General features: G+C 72.4%; 13 protein-coding genes. 8 read left to right on the top strand and 5 right to left on the bottom strand.

Annotated elements, in window-relative coordinates:
- Positions 1-29: 29 nt before the first annotated feature.
- Genes ABZ693_RS26855 through gcvPA form a run of 3 tightly spaced genes read right to left on the bottom strand, consistent with a single transcriptional unit; the run spans position 30 to position 4,239 of the window.
- Positions 30-1,208 carry an ATP-NAD kinase family protein gene (locus tag ABZ693_RS26855; protein ID WP_359882160.1) on the bottom strand — a complete coding sequence of 393 codons (1,179 nt, stop codon included), beginning with the start codon at positions 1,206-1,208 and terminating at the stop codon, positions 30-32.
- Positions 1,205-2,800: an aminomethyl-transferring glycine dehydrogenase subunit GcvPB gene (gene gcvPB / locus ABZ693_RS26850; RefSeq protein WP_359882157.1), complete on the bottom strand. Its 1,596-nt coding sequence runs from the start codon at positions 2,798-2,800 to the stop codon at positions 1,205-1,207. Before gcvPB ends, ABZ693_RS26855 begins: the two co-directional genes overlap by 4 nt.
- Complete coding sequence (gene gcvPA / locus ABZ693_RS26845) at positions 2,797-4,239, bottom strand: aminomethyl-transferring glycine dehydrogenase subunit GcvPA (protein WP_359882154.1); 1,443 nt, start codon at positions 4,237-4,239, stop codon at positions 2,797-2,799. The genes gcvPB and gcvPA overlap by 4 nt, the downstream gene beginning before the upstream one ends.
- A gap of 145 nt (positions 4,240-4,384) precedes the next feature.
- Between gcvPA and ABZ693_RS26840 the strand changes: the two genes are divergently transcribed.
- From ABZ693_RS26840 to ABZ693_RS26815, 6 genes are all read left to right on the top strand, one after another.
- Positions 4,385-5,734, top strand: a complete 1,350-nt coding sequence (locus tag ABZ693_RS26840) for an ABC transporter substrate-binding protein (RefSeq protein ID WP_359882151.1) — start codon at positions 4,385-4,387, stop codon at positions 5,732-5,734.
- A gap of 4 nt (positions 5,735-5,738) precedes the next feature.
- Entirely contained in the window at positions 5,739-6,677 is a 939-nt protein-coding gene (locus ABZ693_RS26835; protein ID WP_359882148.1) for a carbohydrate ABC transporter permease, read from the top strand.
- Positions 6,674-7,573 (top strand): carbohydrate ABC transporter permease, encoded by a 900-nt coding sequence (locus tag ABZ693_RS26830; protein WP_359882145.1) that lies wholly within the window; start codon positions 6,674-6,676, stop codon positions 7,571-7,573. Before ABZ693_RS26835 ends, ABZ693_RS26830 begins: the two co-directional genes overlap by 4 nt.
- Positions 7,570-9,693 (top strand): beta-galactosidase, encoded by a 2,124-nt coding sequence (locus tag ABZ693_RS26825; protein WP_359882142.1) that lies wholly within the window; start codon positions 7,570-7,572, stop codon positions 9,691-9,693. Before ABZ693_RS26830 ends, ABZ693_RS26825 begins: the two co-directional genes overlap by 4 nt.
- Positions 9,690-11,891 carry an MGH1-like glycoside hydrolase domain-containing protein gene (locus ABZ693_RS26820; RefSeq protein ID WP_359882140.1) on the top strand — a complete coding sequence of 734 codons (2,202 nt, stop codon included), beginning with the start codon at positions 9,690-9,692 and terminating at the stop codon, positions 11,889-11,891. The genes ABZ693_RS26825 and ABZ693_RS26820 overlap by 4 nt, the downstream gene beginning before the upstream one ends.
- Before the next feature lie 411 nt (positions 11,892-12,302).
- Complete coding sequence (locus tag ABZ693_RS26815) at positions 12,303-13,619, top strand: N,N-dimethylformamidase beta subunit family domain-containing protein (protein ID WP_435842551.1); 1,317 nt, start codon at positions 12,303-12,305, stop codon at positions 13,617-13,619.
- Positions 13,620-13,679: 60 nt separating this feature from the next.
- Here the strand turns inward: ABZ693_RS26815 and ABZ693_RS26810 are convergent, their stop codons facing one another.
- Together ABZ693_RS26810 and ABZ693_RS26805 are read right to left on the bottom strand one after the other, a co-directional pair.
- Entirely contained in the window at positions 13,680-13,874 is a 195-nt protein-coding gene (locus tag ABZ693_RS26810) for a hypothetical protein (RefSeq protein WP_359882138.1), read from the bottom strand.
- A 48-nt stretch (positions 13,875-13,922) separates the two neighbouring features.
- On the bottom strand, positions 13,923-14,369 hold the full coding sequence (locus ABZ693_RS26805; RefSeq protein ID WP_359882136.1) for a VOC family protein: 447 nt from the start codon (positions 14,367-14,369) through the stop codon (positions 13,923-13,925).
- A 329-nt stretch (positions 14,370-14,698) separates the two neighbouring features.
- Here ABZ693_RS26805 and ABZ693_RS26800 point away from each other — a divergent pair, with 329 nt between their 5' ends.
- Together ABZ693_RS26800 and ABZ693_RS26795 are read left to right on the top strand one after the other, a co-directional pair.
- Positions 14,699-15,598, top strand: coding sequence for an SGNH/GDSL hydrolase family protein (locus ABZ693_RS26800; protein ID WP_359882134.1), 900 nt, complete (start codon positions 14,699-14,701; stop codon positions 15,596-15,598).
- Between the two features lie 227 nt (positions 15,599-15,825).
- The gene (locus ABZ693_RS26795) at positions 15,826-16,899 is read left to right on the top strand and encodes an alpha/beta fold hydrolase (protein WP_359882132.1); all 1,074 of its coding nucleotides are present in this window, start codon (positions 15,826-15,828) and stop codon (positions 16,897-16,899) included.
- Positions 16,900-17,013: the final 114 nt, after the last annotated feature.

Below are 17,013 nucleotides of genomic sequence, written 5' to 3'. Positions count from 1 at the left end.
GCCTGGCGGCGGGGAGGAGGGAGGGGCCCTCACGTCGTCAGGCGGTAGAGCGCGGTGCGGCGTCGGCCGGTGATGACGGGCAGGTAGCCGGTGAGTTCGGCGTCGAGTGTGTCGTCGCCGGTGTCGAGCAGGAGGGGGCGGCCGGCCAGGGCTGCCAGTTTCCGTTCGGTGCACAGCACCAGCAGCCGGTCCCGGCCGCCCGCCGCGCGCAGGACACGAGGGGAGATCTGCTGGTTGCCGCGGCCGAGGAGGAAACCCTGCCCCCCGATGGGCGAGAGGGCGATCCAGTGCGGTCCGGCCGCGAGGAGCGCGGTCTCTCCGGCGTCGCGCAGGACGACCCTGGCCGGGCGGCCGGGCCGCAGCGCGAGGGCGTCGACGCCGGTGAGGGAGGTGTCGGCGCCCAGCGCGGCGGCCACGGCGCGAGTGGTGCCGCCGGGGCCGAGTGCGAGCAGGCCGTCGCCGACCCGTTCGGCGACCTCGGCGGCGATGCCGGTGACGGTGTCCGGCGCGCCGGCCGTGCTGCCGGTCTTGCGCTGCTGGACGCGCGCGGGGAGGTCGGGGACGGGGAGCCAGCCGTGGAGGCGGGAGGTGACCCGTCCGTCGCGCAGCCCGTCCTCGTCGCGGTCCATGACCTCGGCGTCGCGCAGGCGGACGGTGCCGGAGCGGGCGAGCCACGCGGCGGCGGCCTCGCCCGCCGCGCGCGGGCTGACGCCGAACACGGCCGAGTGCATCTTGACGCCGGTCGGCACCCCGAGCACCGGGCCGTGCTGCCCGCCGAGCGCGGTGAGGACGTCCCTGGCGGTGCCGTCGCCGCCGGCGAAGAGCAGCAGGTCGATGTCCTCTCCGACGATCGCGCGCACGGCGGCGACGGTGTCCTCGGCGGAGGTCTCGCCCTCGTTCGGCGGTACGTACACGATCCGTGCCGTCAGTCCGGCCGCGGCCGCGGAGTCGGCTCCCATGGCGCCGGCGGCGGTGACGATCTCCGGCTCCCCGGATGAACTGGTCGGCCCCGCGACGATGGCACCCGGCGCACGGCTTCCGGAGACCGCCCGCAGTTCGCGCAGGGCCGCGGCCGCCCGCTCCCCCGCCAGGGGTACGGCCCCCAGGGCGAGGGCGCGGTGCCGGAGCCGCGGGCCGTCCGTACCACCGAGACCGACCCGGCCGCCGAGGCCGGCGACGGGATTGACGACCAGGCCGATCCTGGTCAACGGGGATCCGCCGTGCCGAGGATCTTGCGCTGGTAGGCGCGCCAGGAGACGGCCCAGGTGGCCGGGTCGTCGAGGCTTTGCGGGCGGATGCGGTGGATGGTCGAGCGGTGCGGGGCCGTACGGACGGTGTCCGGGGACTCGTAGGCCTCGCGGGCGATCTCGGCGAGGATCGCCGCGTATTCGTCGAGGTCGGCGCGGGTGTACGACTCGGTCGGCTCCAGGGTCATCGGTTCGGGGACGACGTAGGGGTGGTGGCTCGTCCAGTAGTGGGTGCCGAAGTCGGCGGCGCGCAGCCCGAGGTCCTCGGAGCTGATCCCGGTGTCCTCGTGCAACTGCTGCCAGCTGTAACGGACTTGTTCGACACGCGGCCGCCCTTGCGCGTAGGGCACGGAGACGCCGGGGATCTGCCGGACCTTGTGGAGCAGGTAGTTGTTGTTGAGGACGGCGGTCTCGGCGGCGCAGCGCAGTCCTTCGGCGCCGAGCGACATGATCCACGCGTAGGCGCGGACGAGGTTCGGGACGACTCCGTAGAAGGGCCGCATCTTTCCGACGGACTCGGGCCGGTCGTCGTCGAGGTGGTAGCGCTCGCCGTCGAACTCGACGGTGGGGCGCGGCAGATACGGGGCGAGTTCCTCGGTGACCGCGCACGCGCCGGCGGCCGGTCCGCCGCATGCGTGCGGGGTCGAGAAGGTCTTGTGCAGGTTGAAGTGGCACAGGTCGAATCCGGCGTCGCGGGCGCGGGTGATGCCGAGGATGCCGTTGGCGTTGGCCTGGTCGTACGCGCAGAGGCCGCCGGCCTCGTGCACGATGCGGACGAACTCCTCGATGCGCGGGTTGTAGATGCCGGTGTCCTCGGGGTTGGTGATGAGGAGTGCGGCGGTACGCGGTCCGACCGCGGCCTTGAGGGCGTCGATGTCCGGGTAGCCGTCGTCGTCCGGGTAGAGGGTGATGACCTTGAACCCGGCGGTCTTCGCGCAGGCGGCGTTGGAGGGGTGGGAGAAGATCGTCGTGATGATCTCGTCGCGCTGCTCCAGCTCGCCGCGAGCGGCGAAGTGGGCGCGGATCATGGCGACGTTCGTGTAGATCGCGGCCGATCCGGCGCCCGGCTGGAGGGAGACCCGGTCCATGCCGGAGATCTCTTTGAGGAGTTGTTCGAGGCTGTGGATGATGCCGAGGACGCCTTGGACGGTGTCCTCGTCCTGGAGCGGGTGCAGAGCGGCGATGCGGGGGTCGCGGACGAACTGGTCGTTGATCTTGGGGCTGTATTTCATGGTGCAGGTGCCCTGGCCGACGTCGATGTTGAGGTCGGCGCCGAGGTTCTCCTGGGACAGCCGCAGGTAGTGGCGCAGGACCTGCTGCTGGGACATCTCGGGGAGGGCGGGCGGCCGGGCGCGGCGGAGTGCCGGCGGGACGGTCACCGGGGGGATGCCGGGGTCGGGGGCCGGGACGAGGACGCCGCGTTCTCCCGGCGTACCGAGTTCGAAGATCAGTTTCTCGTCCCAGGACGCCTGCCGGAAGCGGCGCAGGGGCGGCTTGGGGGCGATCGTCGCGTCCTTCGGGGACACGGCCGCGGGCGGGTGGTGGGCGCTCATGTGACGATCTCCTCGAGGGTGGCGGCGAGGCGGTCGATGTCGGCTTTGGTGTGGACTTCGGTGACGCAGAAGGCGGCCTCGTGTACGCCGGTGGGCAGGGAGCCGTGGATGCCGTGCTCCTTGAGGCGGGCGCGGATCTCGGCGGCGGTGCGGCCGCCGGTGTAGCGCACGGTGAAGTCGGCGAAGTGGAGGGTGTCGCCGTAGGGGACCTCGATGCCGGGGACGCGGGCGAGGCGCTGTCGGGCGTACGCGGTGTGGGCGAGGATCGTCTCGCCGATCTCGCGCATGCCGTGCGGTCCCATGAGGGCGAGGTAGACGCCGGCGCCGATGCCGTGCAGGGCGGCCGCCGTGCCCACCCATTCCTTGCCTTCCTCGCGCAGGGCGAAGGAGGTCCGCTCGTACGCGACGTCGCCGAAGCCGTACTCTCCCTCGACCTCGGTGGGGACGAGCCCGAAGAGGCGGGAGGGGTATTCGGCGACGAGGTGTTCCTCGTCGCGGGTGGCGATGAAGCCGGCGTTGCCTCCGCCGTAGCTCGGGTGGATGCCGAGCGGCTGGATGTCGCCGCAGGCGATGTCGGCGCCGTACGCGCTGGGGGGCGCGAGGACGCCGAGGGTGAGGGGGTTGCAGCCGACGACGTACAAGGCGCCCGCCTCGTGGGCGAGTTCGGCGAGCCGGGGCAGTGCCGGGTCGACGATGCCGAGGGCCGACGGGGTGTCGGCGTAGACGGCGGCGGTGTCGTGGGCGGCGAGCGCGGCGCGTACGGCGTCGAGGTCGGCGCAGCCGGTGCGCGGGTCGACCGGGAGCACGGTCACGTCGTGGTCGGGGCGGACGTAGTCCTCGATACGGGAGAGCTTGTCCCGGTCGATCGCGGTCGCGACGAGGAGCCGGCGGCGGCCGGTGACGCGGCCCGCCATGCGCAGGGCGGTTCCGGCGGCCTGGAAGCCGTCGTACACCGGGACGTTGACGATGTCGACGTCGAGGAGCTCGGCCATCATCGACTGGTATTCCCACAGGGCCTGGAAGCGGCCGTGGTCCTCGTAGGGTTCGCCCGCGTAGGCGGTGAGGAACTCGCTCCGGTTGACGACCTCGTCGACGACGGCGGGCACGTGGTGCAGGTAGCAGCCCGAGCCGAGGAAGCTGAGGACCTGCCGTGTCGAAGTGTTGCGGTCGAGCAGGGCGTTCATATGCCGGGTGAGTTCGGCTTCCGAACGCAATGGGGGCGGGAGGTCGAGCGGGCGGTGCAGTCGGATCCGGTCCGGGATGTCGGCGTAGAAGTCCTCGACGCTGGTCGCGCCGATCTCGTCGAGCATCGCCTGGCGAACGGCCGGCACGGAGTTCGGGATGTAGGGATGGACGGCGGGCGCGGGATGCGCGGTGCCGTCGGAGCTCGCGGTGTTCTCGGAGTGCGGGGACTGCTGGAAGTGCTGGGGCGACGTCATGCCGTGCCTTTCGGGTAGGCAGATCGGCTGGGTCCGGCCGGGGTGCCCGGCCTCAAAAGTCTTTGCGTGTACACCTCTTGACGGCTGACTCCGTCATTCAGTGTTCTGAATACAGCATTAGGCATTCAGGCTTCAGGAGGCAAGAGTGTCAACAAGACCCACCCGACGGGCCGTTCTGGCCACCGGCCTCGCGGCCACGGCGTCGGGCCTGCTCGGCGGATGTGCCATGGGGGGTGCGGGCACCGGCGGGCAGGCCCGCGACATCGACGGGACGAAGGGCGGCGGGCCCGGAAAGGACGAGAAGCTCGGCGGCCGCATCACCGTCTGGTCCTGGGACGTCGCCGCCACGGCCATGAAACGGCTGGCCGGCTCCTTCGAACAGCGCCACCCCGGCACGACCGTCGATGTCGTCGACATCGGGTACGACAACGCCTACGACAAGATCATCGTGGGTCTGCGCGGCGGCACCGGCCTCGCGGACGTCCTCACCGTCGAGGGCAGCCACATGCCGCGGTTCACCGGAAGCTTCCCGACCGGCTTCTACGATCTGACCAGCCTCGGCGGCCGGTACGGCGGGGACTTCGACCGGGCCGCCTGGCGTACGGTCACCGGGGCCGACCGCAAGGTGTTCGCCCTGCCCTGGGACATCGGCCCGTGCGCCCTCTACTACCGCACCGACCACTTCCGCGCCGCGGGCGTCGACGCCCGTTCCCTGCGCACCTGGGACGACTACGTGGAAGCCGGCGTCCGCGTCAAACAGGTCACCGGCCACAAACTGATCTTCCAGGACTCCACGGACACCGGACTCCTCCCGATGCTGCTCCAGCAGCAGGGGCAGGCCTACTTCAAGCAGGGCCGCGTCGCCGTCGACACCCCCGAGGCCGTCAGGGCTCTGACCTTGATGAAGACCCTGGCCGACAAGGGTCTGGTGGCCTACGGCAAGGGCTGGGACGCCCTGGTCACCAGCACCAAGGAGGGGACGACCAGCACGACCCCCACGGCCGCCTGGTGGACGGGCACCCTCACCTCCGAGATGCCGGAGCTGAAGGGCAGGTTCGGGGTGGTGCCGCTGCCCGGCTTCACCGCGGACGGCGTCCACACCTCCAACATCGGGGGCTCCACCCTCTGCGTCCCCGCGCAGAGCGGGAATCCGCGGCTGGCCTGGGCCTTCATCGAGTTCCTGCTCACCGACGCGGCCCGCCAGGTGTCCATGCTCCGGAGCGAGGGGCTCTTCCCGGCGTATCTGCCCGCGCTCGACGATCCGTATCTGGCCGAGGGGCAGGACTACTTCGGCGGGCAGCCGGTCCTCGACGTCTTCGCCCGCCTCGTCCCGGCCATCCCTCCGGTCGAGTACGAAGCGGACGACGCCAAGGCGACCGACATCATGGTCTCCGCCGTCACCAGTGTGATGCTGCGCGGCGAGGATCCGCGCAGGGCCCTGGACTCGGCCGCCGGGCAGCTGGCCCGGGCCACCGGCCGCAAGCGGGTGGCCTGACACGATGGCCTCCCCCACCACCCTCGGGCCCCCGGCCTCCGCTCCGGTGCGCGCCGCGAAGACGGCGGCCGGGCGCCGCCGGCGCCGCCCCCGCCTGTCCGCATGGATCTTCGCGGGTCCCGCGGCCGTCCTCTTCGCGCTCTTCTTCGCCTATCCACTGGTCGCGAGCCTGCTGCAGAGCTTCACCACCGAGAAGGCGGGCACCCCGCACTGGGCCGGGCTCGACCAGTACCGGCGGATGTTCCAGGACCCCTCGTTCCTGCGGTCGCTGAGCAACACCGGCATGATCCTCGCCGTCCAGGTGCCGGTGATGATCGGCCTCGCCCTGATCCTCGCCGTCCTGCTCAACCAGTCGTGGCTGCGGCTGCGCGGCACCTGGCGGGCGGTCTACTTCCTGCCCGCCGTCACCACCCTCGTCGCGTACGCCGTCGTCTTCCAGGTCCTGCTCAAGACGGACGGCGGACTCGTCAACCAGCTGCTCGGCGCGGTCGGCGCCGGCCCGGTCGACTGGCTCAACAGTCCGACCTGGGCGCGTGTCTCGCTCATCGCGTCCCTCACCTGGCGCTGGACCGGATACAACGCCGTCATCCTGCTCGCCGGGCTGCAGGCGATCGGCAAGGAGCAGTACGAGGCCGCCGCGCTCGACGGCGCCGGGACGGCGGCCACGTATCTGCGGGTGATCCTGCCGCAGCTGCGGCCCGTGGTCCTCTTCTGCGTCGTCACCTCCACCATCGGCACGCTCCAGCTCTTCGACGAGAACTACGTCCTCACCCGCGGCGGCCCCGACGACGCGACCCTGACGCCGGTCGTCTACCTCTACAAGGTCGGATTCCAGCAGCTCGACTTCGGCTACGCCGCCGCGATCGCCTGGGTCGTCGTCGCGCTCATCGCCGCGGTCTCCGCCCTGCAGTACCTCGCCTTCGGAAGGGAGCGCCGCCGGTGACCGCCCTCTCCCCCACCCGAGCGCCCGCCCGTGTACCCGCCCATGTGCCCGCCCGGGTCCCGGCCCGGACGCGGCCGGTGCGCCGGGCCGGCCGCTGGCTCGTCCGGCTGCTGCTCGCTCTCGGGGCGCTGGTCAGCCTGGTGCCGTTCCTGTGGATGGCCATCGCCGCCACCCACTCCACGTCGGAACTGTTCCGTTCCCCGCCGCCGTTCCTGCCCGGCGGGCGGCTGCTCGACAACCTCGTACGGCTCCAGGACACCATCGGGTTCGGCCGGGTGCTCCTCAACAGCCTCGGGATCGCCGTCGTGCACACGGCGCTCAGCTCGCTGCTCTCCGCGATGTGCGGCTACGGGCTCGCCAAGTACCGTTTCCGCGGCCGCGGGCTGCTGCTGGGCGCGGTCCTCGCGACGATGATGATCCCGTTCCAGGTGCTGCTCGTGCCCCTGTTCCAGATGATGGCGAGCGTCGGCTGGATCGACTCGTACCAGGCGGTGATCCTGCCGTTCCTCGCGAACTCCTTCGGCATCCTGCTGATGCGGCAGGGCTTCGTCGACTTCCCCGACGAACTGCTCGAATCGGCCCGCGTCGACGGCTCCGGGGAGCTGCGCACCTTCTATCAGGTCGTCCTTCCGTGTGTACGTCCCCAACTCGGCGCCCTGGTCATCTTCACGTTCATGGGGCAGTGGAACAGTTTCATCTGGCCGCTGCTCATGCTCAACAGTGAGGACAAATACACCGTGCCTGTCGCACTCAACACCCTCACGGGTCTCACCCGTGTCGACTATTCGGGGCTCATGCTCGGCTCGCTGCTCGCGACGCTGCCGCTTCTGGTGCTCTTCCTGCTCTTCCAGCGGCAGTTCGTGGCCGGCCTGCTCGGTGGGGCGGTGAAGGGATGAACCGCCCCGCCCCCACTCCCGCCGCGTCTCTCACCCGCGTCCCCGGTCTGCTGTACGGCGGCGACTACAACCCCGAGCAGTGGCCCGAGGAGGTCTGGGCCGAGGACGCCGCGCTGATGCGCGAGGCCGGCGTCACCATGGTGACCGTCGGCGTGTTCTCCTGGGCCAGGCTCCAGCCCGGCCCGGACAGCTGGGACTTCGCCTGGCTCGACCGGCTCCTGGACCTGCTGCACTCCCACGGCATCGCCGTCGACCTGGCCACCGCGACCGCGTCGCCGCCCGCGTGGCTGGTACGCGCCGACCCCACGGTCCTGCCCGTCACGGCGGACGGCGTACGGCTCGAATTCGGCTCGCGGCAGCACTACTGCCCGTCCTCGCCCGCGTACCGGGACGCCGCGCTGCGCCTGACGCGCGCCCTCGCCGAGCGGTACGCGCGTCATCCCGCGCTCGCCCTGTGGCACATCCACAACGAGTACGGCGACCATGTCGCGGAGTGTTTCTGCCCCCGCTCGGCCGAGCACTTCCGGGCGTGGCTGCGCGAGCGCTACGGCACCGTCGAGGCCCTCAACCACGCCTGGGGCACCGCCTTCTGGTCGCAGCGGTACGCCACGTACGACGAGATCGAACCGCCGCGCACCGCGCCCGGGCCGGTCAACCCGACCCAGCTCCTGGACTGGCGTCGATTCTGCTCCGACGCCCTCCTCGCGCTGCACCGCGCCGAGCGCGAGGTCCTGACGGAGGTCAGTCCGGGGATTCCGGCGACGACCAACTTCATGTCGATGTTCAAGGCGCTCGACTACTGGGAGTGGGCCCGGCACGAGGACTTCGTCTCCGACGACGCCTATCCGGATCCTTCCGACCCGCGCGCCCACGTCGCGGCGTCCCTGAACTACGACCTGATGCGCTCGCTGAAGGGGAACGCCCCCTGGCTGCTGCTCGAACAGGCGCCGTCGGCGGTCAGCTGGCGCCCCGTGAACGTCCCCAAGAAGCCGGGGCTGCAGCGTCTGTGGTCGCTGCAGGCCCTGGCCCGCGGCGCCGACGGTGTCATGTACTTCCAGTGGCGGGCCTCGCGCGCCGGAGCGGAGAAGTTCCACAGCGCCCTGCTGCCGCACCGCGGCACCGCCTCGCGCGGCTGGGCCGAGACCGTACGGTTCGGCGCCGAACTCGGCCGGCTCGCGGACGTCGCGGGCAGCCGTCTCGACGCCGACGTCGCGATCGTCCTGGACTGGGACTCGTGGTGGGCGCTGGAGGGCGCCGACCATCCGTCGGCCCGGATGCGCTGGCCAGATCTGCTGCGCCCCTGGTACGCGGCGCTGCACGCCCGCGGGATCACGGTCACGTTCGTCCCGCCGGACGCCGACCTCGCCGGCTACCGGGCCGTCCTCGCGCCGAGCCTGTATCTGCTGCGCCCGGAGCAGGCCCGCCGGATCGCCGACCACGTGCGCGGTGGCGGCCACCTCGTGTGCGGTCCGTTCAGCGGTGTCGTCGACGCGCACGACCACATCCACGACGGCGGGGCGCCCGGTCCGCTGCGGGAGGTCCTGGGGCTGTCGGTGGACGAGTTCTGGCCGGTCCCCGACGGCGAGAGCACCGCTCTCGCCTCCGGGGCGGAGGCCACGCTGTGGACGGAGTGGATCGTGCCCGAGGGCGCCGAGACCGTCGACACGTACGCCTCGGGCTCCCTCGCCGGCCTGCCCGCCGTCACCCGGCACGCGTACGGCGCCGGCACCGCCTGGTACGTGAGCGGCCATCTGGCCGAGGGGATCGGCGACGTCCTCGACCGGGCTCTGGGCGCGGCGGGGGTACGGCCGGTCCTGGACGTCCCCGAGGGCGTCGAGGTGACGGTCCGCACCGGCGCCCAGGGCACCTATCTCTTCCTCCTCAACCACGGCGACCAGCCGGCGCGCGCCCCGCTGACCGGCGCGTACGCCGCGGGCGGCACCGATCTGCTCACCGGGCGGGCCGTGCACGACAAGGTGACGCTCGAACCCCTCGGTGCCGCGGTCGTCCGCGTCGCCCCCGTCTCGGCCCCCGTCCCCGAATCCGCTCTCGGAGCCGGATCCGGCTCCGGCTCCGGCTTGGACTCCGACTCCGACTCCCCTGGAGGGACCGCCCCGTGACCAGACGTCGTCCCCTGCGCGCCCTGACCGCACTGATACTGCTGGCCGCCGGCGCGCTCGCCGCCCCGCAGACCTCCGCCGCCGCGGACCGTCCGCGGCCGGCGTCCCGCTACGCGGACGTCCTCGACCTGCGTGGCACCCCCGTCTCCGCCCTGCCCGGCGACGGCTCGGACGACAACCCCGTCAACGTCTTCGCCGACCGCGGGGCCTGGCACGCCTACGCCCTGCCCGAGGACGGGGACCGCGCCGCGTACGGAGGGTTCACCGGGCCGCTCTACATAGCCCAGGAGTACCCGTGGTGGCTGAGCACGTCGTTCAGCCGTATGCGGCTGACGGAGGACGGGCGCGCCCTGAACCTGGCCGCGGGCGGCGCGCCCCGTTTCACGTCGCTGCCCGGAGTGCTGAGCCAGTCGTACGACCTCGGGCGCGGCCTGAGTCTCCGGCTGGAGCTGCGGTTCGCCACCGACCGCAGCGCCCTCGTCCGCGCCAAGGTCCGCAACTCCGGCTCCACGGCGCGCACCCTGCGCGCCGGCTGGACCGGGAGCCTGCTGCGGCCCGCCGACGCCCCGATGCGCGACGCGCCGTCGCTGGCGGCCACCCCCACGGGCGTCGGCGTCGGCTTCGCGAAGGTCCGCGAGACCTGGGACTACCTCACGGACGGCACCGAGCGCTTCGAGGTCACCCACAAGGAGCCCGTCCGCACCACCGTCGACGGCGACACGTACCTCACCGAGGCCAAGGCGCCGGTGACCCTGGCCCCCGGGCGCTCCCGGAGCTTCGACTGGACCGAGTCGTACACCTTCACCGCCGCCGAGCGCGCCCGCGAGGCGGACCGGGTGCGCCGCGTCCTCGCCGACGCCCCGTCCTCGGCGGCGGCCGGGGACGAACGGTGGCGTGGGTACGTGGCGGACGTGACCCGCGGCGTGCCGGCGGAGCGGCGGCGTACGGCCGTGAAGTCGCTGGAGACCCTGGTCACCAACTGGCGCAGCGCGGCGGGCCGGATCCGGCACGACGGGATCACGCCGTCGATCTCGTACAAGTGGTTCGCCGGCGGTATGTGGGCCTGGGACACCTGGAAGCAGGCCGTCGGCACCGCCCGCTTCGATCCCCGGCTCGCCCAGTCCCAGATCCGGTCGATGTTCGACTGGCAGATCCGGCCGGACTCGCGGACCCGGCCGCAGGACGCCGGGATGATCCCGGACGTCGTCTTCTACAACGATCCCGAGCGGGGCGGCGGGAACTGGAACGAGCGCAACTCCAAGCCGCCGCTGGCCGCGTGGGCGGTGTGGGAGGTGTACCGCGCGAGCGGCGACACAGCGTTCCTGCGCGAGATGCTCCCGAAGCTCGTCGCCTATCAGGAGTGGTGGTACCGCAACCGGGACCACGACGGCAACGGGCTGGCCGAGTACGGCGCCACCGTCGATCCGGCCAACGACTCGCCCGGGGAGCAGCGGCTGGCCGCGGCCTGGGAGAGCGGCATGGACAACGCGCCCCGTTTCGACGCCGCGCTCGGCACGTTGGTGGTCGCCAACCGGGCCGCGGACGGCAGCCTCCTCGGTTACTCCCTCACGCAGGAGTCCGTCGACCTGAACGCGTACCTCGCCGCGGACCAGGGGTACGTGGGCCGCATCGCGGCGGCGCTGGGGCAGGACCGCGACGCGCGGCGGTGGCGGGAGAAGTCCGCCGCCACCCATGCCCTCGTACGCGAGCGGATGTTCGATCCGGCCGACGGCTGGTTCCACGACACCGCGCTCGGCACCGGGAAGCCGCTCACCGCGCGCGGGCGCGGCATCGAGGGGGCCGTCCCGCTGTGGACGGGCACGGCGTCCGCCGCGCAGGCCCGGGCGGTGCGCGACCGGCTGACGGACGCCGCGGAGTTCGCGACGGCGGTGCCGTTCCCCACGGTCGCGAAGAGCTCCCCGTACTTCTCGCCGACCGCGTACTGGCGTGGTCCCGTCTGGCTCGACCAGGCGTACTTCGCCCTCGGCGGGCTGCGCCGCTACGGCTACGGCGGTGATGCCGACACCCTCGCCGGCCGGCTCCTCGCGCAGGCGTCGGGGCTCGCGGGCGACGGTCCCGTCATGGAGAACTACGATCCGCTCACCGGGGCGCCGCTCAACTCGCCGAACTTCAGCTGGTCGGCGGCGCTGCTGTTGCCGATGCTGGCGGGACGGGAGGCGCCCGCCAAGAACGGCTGATCCAGGAGCCCGTGGGAGGGACGGCGGTGGACGGGGCCTCCGTCCGGGACCCGAGTCGCTCCGCCGCCCCTCGCGGGCCGCGTCCTCCATACCGTGCCACGCTGCTCGCGGGGGCGTTGACGCGCGAGCCGGCATCCAGGAGGCGACGTGGGCCCCGACAGGCCGGAGCACCCACGGCACGAAGCGGAACGCGGAACGGCGCCGCGCCGCCGCACCCTCCTGAAAGCGGGCGTCGGACTCGCCTCGGCGACGGTCGGCGCCTGCTCCCCGTCCGCTCCCCGCGGCACCGCCCGTGACCCTCGGGCCGCGGTCTCGCACCGGCCCGAGACGGAACGGGAGCGGCCGGGGACACACGACTGGCGTATCCGGTCGCAAGGTCCCGCGGACGCCGTCCTCGGGTACACCGACCGGGTGAGTGTGATCCCGGGTGAGGAGTGCGGTCTGTACGTCTCGACGACGGCCGCGTCCTTCCGGGTCTCGGCCTTCCGGATCGGCTGGTACGGCGGGGCCGAGGCCCGGCTCGTCTGGTCGTCCGCGCGGGTCCCGGGCCGGGTCCAGGCGGAGCCGCGCCTCCTGCCCGAGACCCGTACGGTCCGGGCGGACTGGCGGCGCACCCTGAGTCTCGGCACGGCGGGCTGGCCGGAGGGCGCGTACCTGCTGCGGCTCGACACGGAGGACGGACACCGGCGTTACGTCCCGCTGGTCGTGCGCTCCGCGCGGGGCGCGGGCCGCACGGTGCTGATGCACGCGCCCGCGACCTGGCAGGCGTACAACCGGTGGGGCGGCTACAGCCTGTACCAGGGGCCCGCGGGCGAATACGCCGACCGCTCCCTCGCCGTGAGTTTCGACCGTCCCTACGATCTGAACGGGGCGGAGAAGTTCCTGGTGTACGAGCGGGCGGCGGTGGTGCTCGCCGAGCGGCTGGGCATCCCCCTCGCGTACACCACCGGGGTCGACGTGCACCGTGACGCGGAGGTGCTGCGCGGGGCGGCCGCCGTCGTCTGCCTCGGCCACGACGAGTACTGGACGCCGCAGCAGCGTCAGCATGTCACCGGGGCCCGGGACGCCGGTACGAACGTGGCCTTCCTGGGCGCCAACACCTGTTTCCGACGGGTCCGCCTGGAGCCGGACGCGACCGGACCCGAGCGCACGGTGGTCTGCTACAAGTCCTCCTACCGGTCCGATCCCTTCTATCCGGCCCGTCCTTCCTTGGTGACGACGGACTTCCGCGCGCCCCCGGCGCCCGACCCTGAGTCCTCGCTGACGGGTGTGCTGTACGAGGGCTATCCGACGGACGCGCCGTACGTCGTCCACGCGGCGGACCACTGGCTGTACGAGGGGACGGGGGTGCGCCGCGGCGACAGGTTCGCTCATCTGGTCGGGGTGGAGTACGACCGGGTCACCCCGGGCTCGCCGGTCCCCGAGCCCCTGGAGATCACGGCCCACTCCCCGCTGGTGTGCAAGGGGCGCGCGAGCCACAGCGACTCGGCGTACTACACGGCGCGGAGCGGGGCGGGGGTCTTCGCGACCGGCACCATGCGGTGGGTGGAGGGCCTGATGGCCGCGACCCCGGACGGCGGGCGCGACCACGGGATGGACGCCCGTACGCGCGTCTTCGTCACCCGTACGACGGAGAACCTGCTGCGCGCCTTCGCGGAGGGACCCGCCGCCCGCCACCGGCCCGCGCCGCGTCCGAACGTGGCGGAGGTGTACGGGGGCGGGGCATGACGGGCCGGGGGCGGAGGGGCTTCGCGCTGGTCGTGCCGGGCCCTGCGGTCGCGACAAGGTCTACAGTCCCAGGTCAAGGGCCAGGCAAGAGAAGTGGTTCCACGAGTTTTCCGGGTTGTACCGGGCGTTCGTCCCGGCGTTCGGCGCGCTCGGCTTCTCCTCGGTCATGCTCTCGAAGCCGATGCGCTCCGGGAGCGTGCCGAACCGCTCGTGGCGGGCTGCCTCGGCCGGGCCGCTCGTGTGTTCCTGAGTCATGGCGGTCTCCGTTTCGTCGTTGACGCGTCGTCTGTGGGCAGTCGGCGGTCAGCGTCCGGGGGCGCGGACGGTGATCTCCTGGAGGAACCACGCGTTGCCGTCCGGGTCGGCGAAGCCGGCGAAGGTGCCGTAGCTCGGGCGCCCCGGAGCGAGGCCGGGTATCCGGTGGGTTCCGTCCGCGTGGTGGAAGGCGCCGGTGGCGTCGTGGAACGGGCCGTCGACGTCGACCCCGCGCCCGACGAGTTCGCCGACCGCCTGCTCGATGTCGGTGACGATCAGATGCAGGCCCTGGGCCGAGCCGGCGGGGGCGGTGGTCAGTCCTTCACCGAAGATGACGGAGCAGGCGGAGCCGGGGGGTGTCACCTGGACGATCCGGTAGCCGTCGTGGACCGGGAAGTCGGCGTCGAGGCGGAACCCGAGGGTGTCGACGTAGAACGCCTTCGCCTTGTCGACGTCGGAGACGGGGAGGACGAGGACTTCGAGCTTGAGGTCCATGGCGGTGTTCTCGCTTTCGGAGGAGTGGCGGGGCGGCGGTGAGGAACGGCGGAAATGACCATTCCAGCACGTCACCGCTTTGAAAGGTTACTAACGTTCCAGGTGTCTCATCACCTGTCAAGGCTGTGATGACGCATGGGCGCGGCGCGTCCTGCATGGCTCACCCACCGGCACCCCCAGTCGTCACCTGGCGGCTCCGCGACAGGAGCCCGCGCCGGAGCCGCGCGGCCTCGCGCCCGAAGCGGGTGATGCGCCCCAACTGGGCCCGTACGATCGGCTCTTCACGCCCGGCCGACCGCGGCCGGGATCCCACGACCGGAGGAATCACCATGACGAGACACCTCCCCACCGCGCACACCAGGCGCGCCCTGGCGGCGGGGGCCGCCCTGCTCAGCGGCATCGCCGTGCTGGCCACGGCGCAGCCGGCGATGGCGGGCGCGGCCGCACACCGCCCCCACCGCGCGGACTACGTCGCCCTCGGCGACTCGTACGCCTCCGCGCCCCTGGTACCCGACCAGGTGGACGCGTTCTGCCTGCGCAGCAGCAACAACTACCCCTCACTGCTGGCGCGTTCCTCCGCGGCGAGGCTGACCGACGTCACCTGTTCGGGCGCGACCACCGCCGCCATGACCGCGCCGCAGGGGACGGCCGCGCCGCAGCTCGACGCGGTGAACCGGCGCACCGACCTGGTGACCCTCACCATCGGCGGCAACGACATCGGCTTCAGTGCGGTGCTGGGCACCTGCGCACGGCTGTCGGCGAGCGACCCGGCCGGCGCGCCGTGCCGCGCGCACCTCACCGGCTCGGGCACCGACCAGGTGTCGGAGTCGATAGCCGCGACCGCCCCGAAGGTCGCGGAGGTGATCCGCGGCATCCATCGCCGCGCGCCGCACGCGAGGATCGTGGTGGTCGGCTACCCGGACCTCTTCCCCGAGGACGGCGTCGGCTGCACCAGCCCCTCCGTGCCGCTGGCGGCCGGCGACTTCGCCTACCTGCGCGACAAGGAGAAGGAACTGAACTCCATGCTGGCCCGTCAGGCGCGGCGCGGCGGCGCGCGGTACGTGGACACCTACGCCCCCACGATCGGGCACGACCTGTGCGCACCCGCCGGCGAGCGCTGGATCGAGCCGTTCGTCCCGCAGGGCCCCGCGGCTCCGCTGCACCCGAACGCTCAGGGCGAGCGCGCCATGGCGGCGGCCGTACAGCGGGTCCTGACGCACCGCCACTGATCCCCCGCCCCCTCGGCGGCGACCCGGCACCGAGGGGGCGATCCACGGAAACGACGACCCCCGGCGGGAGCGGCAGGAAACACACCTCCATCCAGTCACCTCCTTGAATGGTGACGACGAACATGTCAGAGTCGTCTTCCACGCACTCGCCTGCCCGGCGGACCTGTGTCCACGACGGCTGTCCGCACCGGGCAGGGTGCGCAGCCACCCCACGCGGAAGGGTCGACATGATCAACAGGCGCTCGTTCACCAAGGCGATGGGACTGGGTACGGGAGGGGCCGCCCTCTCGCTGGCCGGCCTCCAGGGCGTCTCGCACGCGGCCGCCCCGCACCGCGCCGCCCAGGCCCCCGTCGTCCCGTCGATCACACCGGGGACACACACGTCCTTCCCCGCGCTCCGACAGGTCGAGGCCGGGCTGCTGAACGTCGGCTACGCCGAGCTGGGTCCCGTCCACGGGCCCGCGGTCATCTGTCTGCACGGCTGGCCGTACGACATCCACAGCTACGCCGACGTCGCTCCCCTGCTGGCGGACATGGGCTATCGCGTGATCGTGCCCTACCTGCGCGGTCACGGCACGACGCGTTTCCTGTCCTCCCGGACGCCCCGCAACGCCCAGCAGGCGGCGATCGCGCTGGACGTCCTCGCCCTGATGGACGCGCTCCGGATCCGCCGGGCCGTGATCGCCGGCTTCGACTGGGGCTCGCGGACGGGCGACATCCTCGCCGCCCTGTGGCCCGAGCGCGTCAAGGCCCTGGTCTCGGTCAGCGGCTACCTCGTCACCAACCGCGCGATGCAGCAGGAACCGATCCCGCCGGCCGCCGAACACACCTGGTGGTACCAGTACTACTTCGCCACCGAGCGCGGCAGGAAGGCGATGGAGCGCAAGGATCTCCGCCACGATCTCACCCGGCTCGTCTGGGAACTCGTCTCCCCTACCTGGGAGTTCGACGACGCGACCTTCGAGCGCACCGCCGCCGCGTTCGACAACCCGGACTACGCGGCGATCGTCATCCACAACTACCGCTGGCGGCTGGGTCTCGCCGAAGGCGAGTCCCGCTACGACCGTGACGAGGAGCGGCTCGCCACGGGACCGGCGATCGGGGTCCCCGCCCTCGCCATCGACCCCCTGCTCGACCCCTTCACGGCCCAGCCCGGCGACGGCTCCTCCTACCGCGACAAGTTCACCGGACCGTACGAGCACCGCACCCTGCCCGTCGGACACAACGTGCCTCAGGAGGCGCCAACGGCGTTCGCCCAGGCCGTCGTCGACGTGGATCACTTCCCGCGAGCCGAGGGCTGACCCGAAGATCGGGGAATGTGGTGAGGGGCCGATCCGCGGCGGCCCGGGGATCCCGCCACGGCGCTCGCCAGGGCTCCCCGCGGCCTTCCACGCGGCCGCCCGTACCCGGCGTGG

Source organism: Streptomyces laurentii (genome assembly GCF_040635425.1).
GTDB classification, from domain to species: Bacteria; Actinomycetota; Actinomycetes; order Streptomycetales; family Streptomycetaceae; genus Streptomyces; species Streptomyces laurentii.
The sequence above is the reverse complement of the archived record's forward strand: the minus strand, read 5'-3'. Positions and strand labels throughout refer to the sequence as shown.

Excerpts from the sequence above, each read along its gene's own strand:
- gcvPB (WP_359882157.1), bottom strand. The coding sequence starts at position 2,800 with ATGAGCGCCCACCACCCGCCCGCGGCCGTGTCCCCGAAGGACGCGACG.
- ABZ693_RS26825 (WP_359882142.1), top strand. The coding sequence starts at position 7,570 with ATGAACCGCCCCGCCCCCACTCCCGCCGCGTCTCTCACCCGCGTCCCC.
- ABZ693_RS26805 (WP_359882136.1), bottom strand. The coding sequence starts at position 14,369 with ATGGACCTCAAGCTCGAAGTCCTCGTCCTCCCCGTCTCCGACGTCGAC.
- ABZ693_RS26800 (WP_359882134.1), top strand. The coding sequence starts at position 14,699 with ATGACGAGACACCTCCCCACCGCGCACACCAGGCGCGCCCTGGCGGCG.
- ABZ693_RS26810 (WP_359882138.1), bottom strand. The coding sequence starts at position 13,874 with ATGACTCAGGAACACACGAGCGGCCCGGCCGAGGCAGCCCGCCACGAG.
- gcvPA (WP_359882154.1), bottom strand. The coding sequence starts at position 4,239 with ATGACGTCGCCCCAGCACTTCCAGCAGTCCCCGCACTCCGAGAACACC.
- ABZ693_RS26835 (WP_359882148.1), top strand. The coding sequence starts at position 5,739 with ATGGCCTCCCCCACCACCCTCGGGCCCCCGGCCTCCGCTCCGGTGCGC.
- ABZ693_RS26795 (WP_359882132.1), top strand. The coding sequence starts at position 15,826 with ATGATCAACAGGCGCTCGTTCACCAAGGCGATGGGACTGGGTACGGGA.